The sequence below is a fragment of the Alkalibacterium sp. s-m-28 genome (assembly GCF_054658175.1).
This window is the reverse complement of sequence record NZ_BAAGIQ010000088.1, coordinates 1-7,621: the sequence shown is the minus strand read 5'-3', so window position 1 is coordinate 7,621 and position 7,621 is coordinate 1. Positions and strand designations below refer to the sequence as shown.

General features: G+C 34.2%; 7 protein-coding genes and 1 pseudogene. 6 read left to right on the top strand and 2 right to left on the bottom strand.

What is annotated here, in order from left to right:
• Positions 1-438 precede the first annotated feature (438 nt).
• The 5 genes from ACYQ4S_RS09845 to ACYQ4S_RS09825 all read left to right on the top strand — a co-directional run bounded on the left by ACYQ4S_RS09845 (position 439) and on the right by ACYQ4S_RS09825 (position 4,703).
• Positions 439-1,509 (top strand): BglG family transcription antiterminator, encoded by a 1,071-nt coding sequence (locus ACYQ4S_RS09845; RefSeq protein ID WP_459770889.1) that lies wholly within the window; start codon positions 439-441, stop codon positions 1,507-1,509.
• A gap of 77 nt (positions 1,510-1,586) precedes the next feature.
• Positions 1,587-2,444, top strand: a complete 858-nt coding sequence (locus tag ACYQ4S_RS09840; protein ID WP_459770887.1) for a PTS sugar transporter subunit IIA — start codon at positions 1,587-1,589, stop codon at positions 2,442-2,444.
• Position 2,445: 1 nt separating this feature from the next.
• Positions 2,446-2,718, top strand: coding sequence for a PTS sugar transporter subunit IIB (locus ACYQ4S_RS09835; RefSeq protein ID WP_459770885.1), 273 nt, complete (start codon positions 2,446-2,448; stop codon positions 2,716-2,718).
• Between the two features lie 21 nt (positions 2,719-2,739).
• The gene (locus ACYQ4S_RS09830; RefSeq protein ID WP_459770883.1) at positions 2,740-4,020 is read left to right on the top strand and encodes a PTS ascorbate transporter subunit IIC; all 1,281 of its coding nucleotides are present in this window, start codon (positions 2,740-2,742) and stop codon (positions 4,018-4,020) included.
• On the top strand, positions 4,020-4,703 hold the full coding sequence (locus ACYQ4S_RS09825) for a tryptophan synthase subunit alpha (RefSeq protein ID WP_459770881.1): 684 nt from the start codon (positions 4,020-4,022) through the stop codon (positions 4,701-4,703). The genes ACYQ4S_RS09830 and ACYQ4S_RS09825 overlap by 1 nt, the downstream gene beginning before the upstream one ends.
• A 495-nt stretch (positions 4,704-5,198) precedes the next feature.
• On the opposite strand, the gene istA is transcribed toward ACYQ4S_RS09825, so the two are convergent.
• A complete protein-coding gene (istA, locus tag ACYQ4S_RS09820) occupies positions 5,199-6,326 on the bottom strand; it encodes an IS21 family transposase (protein ID WP_459770879.1) in 1,128 nt (375 codons plus the stop codon).
• Between the two features lie 202 nt (positions 6,327-6,528).
• On the opposite strand from istA, the gene ACYQ4S_RS09815 reads away from it, so the two are divergent.
• Entirely contained in the window at positions 6,529-7,146 is a 618-nt protein-coding gene (locus ACYQ4S_RS09815) for a hypothetical protein (protein WP_459770877.1), read from the top strand.
• Between the two features lie 61 nt (positions 7,147-7,207).
• Here the strand turns inward: ACYQ4S_RS09815 and ACYQ4S_RS09810 are convergent.
• A pseudogene (locus tag ACYQ4S_RS09810) lies at positions 7,208-7,438 on the bottom strand (ATP-binding protein); the annotation flags it as partial.
• Positions 7,439-7,621 lie beyond the last annotated feature (183 nt).

Here is a 7,621-nt window from a genome sequence, read left to right as displayed (position 1 = left end):
CCCTCCTGGAGTACGTGTCTTAGTCGACAACCTAATTGTACCATATGGGGGGGTTCCTTTTTTCTATGTTTTAAAAAAGTTGATTTATCAGGTGTTAAACACGACAAATAATTATGAAATTGGCTCATTTAGCAAAAACTGCAGAAAACTAATTAGCAGACGATTTCTACTTGACGTCGACAGAAGTTCTTCTCACCCAGCCCCGAGTCTTTTTTTATAAAGACTTTCAAAAATATTTGACTTCATAATTAACGCAAGTGATTAACTAAGAAACGTTAGGAAATTGATCAGTAGTCCTAAAACATAGAGGTACAATGAGAGATTGGTATTTTTTGTATCAGATATAGGGTGCATTATCATTTCAAAAATTGAAGAAAATTCAATTTGGAGCACAAGTAAATTCCTTGATAGACTGTAAATAACCTAGGAGGGCAACGAATGGATAGTCGATTATCGGATATCATTACAATTTTAAGTGAAGAAAGAAGAAAAGTTTCAATAAAATCCTTAGCTAATGATTTAAAAGTAAGCGAAAGAACAATATACACAGATATAAAAAAACTGAACAACAATTTGGGAACGCTTAACTATCCCCATATAATAAATGAAAATGGCTTTGTATTACTTTCAGAAGAACTTCCTGACCACATCAATAATGTAAGATTGAAGGTGTCTGCTCAACATCGTTCTTATGACAGACAACTTGAAATGTTGGAATTTATTTTACTTCATAAAAAATCTTTTACAACAGATGATTTGATTGAAAGATTTTATATCTCTAGAAGTACTGTCTTAAAAGACATCTCTTTTTTAAGAAAATGGCTGAAAGTGCATTCTGTTTCGATTACAACCGTACCATTTCAAGGATATATAATTGATGGTGATGAGATAGCCATACGCAACGCTTTGATTAATTTATTGTCTGAAAATGACATTCAAGTTAATACTAATTATCAAATGTATAACAAACTTGAAGAGTTTTTATTAGAAAGTACCTTGAACATGAATGTGGAAATAAGTGATGAATCTTTCGATAAAATTATATTAGCTTTGACAGTTGTTTACTATAGAGTGAAATTAGGATTTAAAATTGAACCTAAAAGTTTTCCGCATATTTTATCGAATGAAGAAAAATATTTTATTAATACTAGAGAAGAGCTCAGTAATATTTTTAATTTAAATATCCTTGAGCCAGAATGCCGATATATTGCAATGAAATTTTCAGAATCATCTATCCTTGGAAACGACCTAAGCCTATCGGAAAAATGGATCACTTTAACACTTATGACAAAATATTTTATCGAAAAAGTAGCCGAAGAATTTGACTTCGATATGTTTATATCAGACCAAATGCTGTTTAAAGGGATTTTGAATCATTTAAGACCAGCTTATAAAAGGGCTAAAATGCACGAATGGATAAAAAATCCTTTATATGATTATGTAACTGAAAGTCATTCAAAGTTGCATAATGTTGTAGTGTCAAATATAAAAAAATTGAAAAGGAATTAGGTGTGATATTCACTCCAAATGAATCGTCGTTTTTCACCCTGTTCTTTGCTTCTTCCTATGAAAGAAATAAGTCAACAATGAATGCAAAACCAAGAATAATAATTGTTTGCCATGTAGGAATGAGTACGTCTGAGACACTCAGGAGTAAAATAGTTACAAATTTTTACGTTGATGTAAAGGGAACGTTTAGTGTCAGAAAAGCAGAAATTTGGCTGGAAAAAAATGAGGTTGATCTGATTATTTCAACAGTAGAGTTTATCCACCAGACAATCCCAAGTATCCATGTCAATCCTTATCTTTCTAAAAATGATAAAAATTTAATTCAGAATGAATTACGACAAGTAACAGTTCCTGTTAATATAGATCAACTAATAAAAACTATAGAAAAAAATGCAGTAATAGAGAACAAGATTGAATTGAAAAAAGATTTAAATAGTTATTTTGGTATTACGAGAGATATAAACGAGAGTAAAGGAGTGTATCAACCAATGTTGCAAGAGGTGCTAAACGAAGATACAGTGAGTGTAAATGTAGAATGCAGTAATAGGAATGAAGCTGTCATAGAGAGTGGGAAACTTCTTGTTAAGGCTGGTTATGCTGAAGAAAGATATATTCAAGCTATGATAGATAACGTTTTAAAGAATGGTACTTATATAGTAATAGCTCCAGGTATTGCTATACCTCATGCAAGACCCGAAGAAGGAGCTAAAGAAATAGGTCTGAGTATAGTTACTCTTAAAGAACCAGTAGTCTTTGGACATCCTACTAATGATCCTGTAAAAATTGTAATTGGTCTATGTGCAGTTGACCATCAAACTCATTTAAAAGCGTTATCTGAATTAGTAGATATTTTAGGTGATTCATTGAAAGTTAAAAAATTGAACAAGGCAGAAAACACAAAAGAAGTTATGGAAATTATTAAGGGAGGAAATTAATATGTTGAAAATAGTGACAATCTGCGGTGCAGGCGTTGGGAGTAGTATGATGTTACGAGTATTTGTTCAGGAGATACTTGATAAACATAATATTGAAGCAGAGGTAGATGCATCAGATATCGGATCAGTAAACCCAGAAAGTTATGATATTTTAATAACAACTTCAGATTTTGCGGAATCTTTAAGGAGCGCAGAGGCAACCGTTATTAGAATTGATAATATGATGGATAAAGCTTATTTAGAAGAACAATTACTAAAAAATATCAATAAATAATATATGAAAGGAGATTTTGAAATGAATTTTATAATGTACCTTATAAATAATGTTTTAAGTCAAGCTGTCTTTATTATAGGCATCGTTGTCATTGCAGGCATGATCGCTCAAAAGAAGAAATGGTATCAAATTCTACCCAGTGCAATTAAAACAATGATTGGATTCACATTAATAAATATAGGTGGGCAAACGTTAGGGGTAGCGCTATTACCTTTACAACCTATGATTACAAAAGTGTTTGGGATGGAAATGTTGTCAACCGATATAGGCGCAGCCCAAGCAGAAAGTTTATCAGATATTGGTACAGAAATGGCTTTGATTTTCGCTTTCGGATTTCTAGCGAACTTACTTATCGCTAGATTTACTAAATTTAAGTATGTTCACTTATCAGCACATGTATCATTTTTCTTCGCAGGACTTATAGCTGCGTTACTTAAATTTAACACTGATCTAAGTTTTCTTATGCTAGTAATAGTAGGCTCTGTTCTATTAGGACTTTACATGACATTTTCTTGTGCATCTGTAGCCATATTCACAGGAGAAGTTAAAGGAGCAGAAGGATTTACTTTAGCACATTCTAGTTCTTCAGGATTAGTTATAGCATCTTTACTTGCAAAAGTATTTGGAAATAAGGATAAAGATTTAGAAACAATGAAAGTACCAAAGAAGTTTCAATTTTTGAGAGAAATGACGATTTCATTAACTATTGTAATGACTCTACTATTCTTTACAGTTGCACTGTTTGCAGGGCCAAGCTGGGTAGCTGAAAATGTTAGTGGCGGACAAGATATATTTGTTTATTCACTATTACGTGGTATTGAATTCGGTATGTGGATCACTGTTATTATTACAGGTGTAAGGATGATGCTATCGGAAATCATACCTGCATTTCATGGATTTGCAAATAAGATCATTCCAAACTCAGTTCCAGGTTTAGATGTTCCATTACTGTTTCCACATTATCCAACTTCGGTTATTGTAGGGTTCCTAATGAGTTTGACAGCTGGGGTTTTAGGTATGTGGGTATTGGGACTATTTGACTATCCAATTGTTGTTTTCCCAGCTTTAATTCCAACTTTCTTCACGGGAGCAGCGACTGCTATATTTGGAAATGCGCATGGCGGTAGACGTGGCGCAATAATTGGATCATTCATTAATGGATTGATCTTGATTTTTGGGCAAGCCTTTTTGTTACCGATGGTGGGTTCATACGAACCTATTATGCGAATATTAAGTGAGACTGATTACACCCTCTATGGTCCTTTATTAGGAGGACTATTAAAGCTAATAGGAGGTAACTAATGAGAAATATAATGTTTTATGTGACTTTGAATTATCCAGATGAGAAAAAGTTCTTTGAAATATTGGATTTACTAAAGACTTACAAATTTAAGTATATCGAAATAGGTATTCCTGTAACAAATCCATTTATGGATGGACCCTTAGTCAGAAAAACTCACGAAGAGGTTTTAGCTAATGGCTTAACACCTAAAGATATAAATGAAACATTAAAAAAAGTAAAAAACAAGTATGATTTTGAAGTGATAATCATGACGTATTATGAGGGGTTAAATAACTATGGTCTAGCTGATTTTAATGACTTATATTCCGGTATATTGTGCGTAGATAAATATATGACAAAAAATGATATAGATAAACCTGTTCAAATTTATCCACCCAATATAGAAGATAATATAAGATCAGAGAAGATTCAAAATAATGAAGCTTTAGCATATATCATTTCGGGGGAAGGGAAAACAGGAACTTTTAACGAAGTTCCTGATGAATACATTGATAATTTAAAATTTCTAAAAGCAAATAGTAGAATACCAGTATATGTTGGTTTTGGTATTAAACAGAGAAATGATATTATAAAAGTATTAAATTCGGGTGCTGATGGAGTTATAATAGGGACATCGTTTTTAAAACATTATATTGATAACGGAATTCATGGTCTTAAAGAATATATAGATTCGTTAATATAGAACAAGATAGTGATTAACTAATTTTTTAAAGACTTGAATTGTAAAATTAAGCTAGAAAAATAGAAAACCATTTGTGGTACACTCTCACCAAGTTCCAACCACGAAAATTAGAGGAGTGACCACAAATGGCCTACACACATCTTACCATGAAAGAACTTAGCTGGATAGAAACTTATTTTGATAGTATGTGTAAAGTTAATCTCGGAAATTTATTCTAGAAATCTGAAACGCTGTTTTTATTTTTTCTCTTTCTCAATCGCTTTATCGCTCTTTGAGCTCCCAAAACGATTGAGAAAGAGGGTTCTAACTAAACATTTTTTGCAATTGTCCTATAGGACTTGATGAAGTGGGTATTGCGGAGGTTTTTTACCACCTGGTACATTTCCGATGCAATAATCATTTTATTCGCTCCGGTAGATATTTCCAATAACGTGAGTATTCCATTGAACGGAGTTTTTTACGCCAGTCCAATAAAATGGATACCCAGTCAATCGGTCAATTTTTAAACATATAAGGGCGATCACCTTCAGCTATTATGTCACCAGAACCACTGTAGAATGTATAAGTTTCAGCCGTTAAAACAGCATATATCTTAGTGTGATTTCGTGCCTTAGGCACGTGAATGAGGGTTTGATCAAGTTTGATTTCGTTATACTTGTTTGCTTTGCATTCGATCTCTTTAAAGACGGGATAAGGCAAATCCGGAAGAGCCAGTAGTTCAGTTTTTTCTTCTTCCCATAATTCAATGATGGAGACATTTTTTTCATAATGATTTCGATCTCTATCTTCAATTAGCTGTGTCCTCAGTTTCTCATTCAAAGAAGAAAAATCTTTCATTGACGGGCTTGTAGGGAAAAAGTTGTAGCGTATATAACCAACTTTGTTTTCAACACTTCCTTTTTCATCTCCGCTGCGTGGATTACATACTTGCGTGTTGAAACGGTAATGAGTGGCGAAGCGGAGATAAGCCTCGGTTAATACAGCAGGTTTGTATTTGGATTTTCTCTCCGTGACGGCAGTGGACATATTATCGATTCGAATGACTTTTGGCACACCTCCGATTTGATGAAACAATTGAGTCATGCCTTCAAATAAACATTCCTGATTCTCTGCAGGTAACGCAACAGCAAAACCCACATTACTAAACGGGAAGGTCATGACCAATGCTTTTACATCTTTAAATGATCCTTCATGTTCGACTTCCATCGTTCCAAAGTCTAGCTGTGCATCTGCTGGGGGATGTTCCAGACGTTCAAATCCTTTATCTATAGCACCCTTATCATTGTGAGTAGAGCGCCAGTCTTGAACAAATCCACAGACAGTCCGATAGGACCCAGGGAAATCTAATTCTTGCAATTCACGGTGATAAGCTACGTTTGTACGTCGTTTTTTCTTCGGTAACTTGGCATCTTCGGCGAGCCATAACGTTAAAATATCTCCCCATTTTTCATCATACACCATGCCTGTTTTCTCTATTTTTTTCTTCTTTGGGAAATTATTGCCATCGGCGTATTTTTTAGCTGTGCGCCAATTCACTCCAAGTTCTTTTCGTATGTGATCAATCGATTTATCGTGATTGTTTCTTAAATTTTTGATAGTATTAATATCAGTCATTGCGAGCATACCTTTCATACCTCCAGTTAAAGTGTAGGAACTCTAACTTTAGAGGATTTTCAGGTGCCTCGCAATGGCTTTTTATATTGCCTTTTGCCATCTGTGTAAAGAACAGTTATAAAATGTAGGAAAATGACAATGTAAAATTGTTGGTTTTCCTACATTTTTTATATACTCTTCTTATCCCCTATAGAATTGGAGTGGAATAGGAATGAGAAGAGATATCAGAGAAGGAGTGAAAAAACATATGATTGATGGCATAAAGCCCAATTATACTGCGCTAGCGGAACAATACGGATGTGACTATCGTACGGTTAAAGCAGCGTATGAAGAAGCGTTACAAGGTAATAAACCTAAAACAAGGAGGACATATCCGAGTAAATTAGATTCATTCAAACAAATCATAGATACTAAGTTAGAAGATCAATGTACCGCTAAAAGTATCTTCAAATTCATACAAAAGAAAGGGTTCGATGGGAGTTACAGTCTTGTTAGAGACTATTGCCGTGGAGTGAAAAAAGAACGGATACAGAAAGCAACTGTACGCGTCGAATATACGCCTGGTCTTTCAGTACAAATCGATTGGAAAGAAGAAATGCGACTGATAAGCAGTCAGGGAGAAGTCTTCCGCTTTAATATTTTTCTTTATATATTGTCCTACTCAAAGAAGAAATTTATTACGCTTACCTTTGATCGTAAACAAGATAAATTGTTTGAGTGCATGAATGATGGGTATTGCGGACGTTTTTTACCACCTTTGCGGTCTTTTGTACCAGTGATTGCGATCGAATGTACCAGTTCTTGCGGAACAGTTTACCAGTTACGTTAAAACCTCATGAAACCAAGGGTTTCCCTATAGTTTCATGAGGTTCATCTGTGAGATTAGTATTTTATGACGCTTCAGTATGTTTAAAACTCAATTTTTCTCTCATTGATCGATTACCATCGAGCTGAATATCATAAGCATTATGAATGATACGCTCCATAATGGCTTCTGCTACGGTCCCATTACCTAAATTCTCATACCACCCACTCGTGTTCAACTGAGAACAGTAAATATTCGATTTATGGGCTTCATGCCGTGCATTGATAATCTCAAGAAGAACAGTAGCTTCATCATTTTCTAAAGGATAGAGTAGCTGTAGAAAAGCATTCTATACCGATAAAAAAGAGGCGAAAAAAGGCAATGTGATCCAGCAGACGTGAATACACTGCTGGATCACATTGCTTTTTTTCTTGTCAAATGTCTCCAGCAAAGGTAAAATAAGGAAACGTATACAAATCTGACAGAAAGAAAGAGAGAA

Excerpts from the sequence above, each read along its gene's own strand:
- ACYQ4S_RS09845 (WP_459770889.1), top strand. The coding sequence starts at position 439 with ATGGATAGTCGATTATCGGATATCATTACAATTTTAAGTGAAGAAAGA.
- ACYQ4S_RS09840 (WP_459770887.1), top strand. The coding sequence starts at position 1,587 with ATGAATGCAAAACCAAGAATAATAATTGTTTGCCATGTAGGAATGAGT.
- ACYQ4S_RS09835 (WP_459770885.1), top strand. The coding sequence starts at position 2,446 with ATGTTGAAAATAGTGACAATCTGCGGTGCAGGCGTTGGGAGTAGTATG.
- ACYQ4S_RS09830 (WP_459770883.1), top strand. The coding sequence starts at position 2,740 with ATGAATTTTATAATGTACCTTATAAATAATGTTTTAAGTCAAGCTGTC.
- ACYQ4S_RS09825 (WP_459770881.1), top strand. The coding sequence starts at position 4,020 with ATGAGAAATATAATGTTTTATGTGACTTTGAATTATCCAGATGAGAAA.
- istA (WP_459770879.1), bottom strand. The coding sequence starts at position 6,326 with ATGCTCGCAATGACTGATATTAATACTATCAAAAATTTAAGAAACAAT.
- ACYQ4S_RS09815 (WP_459770877.1), top strand. The coding sequence starts at position 6,529 with ATGAGAAGAGATATCAGAGAAGGAGTGAAAAAACATATGATTGATGGC.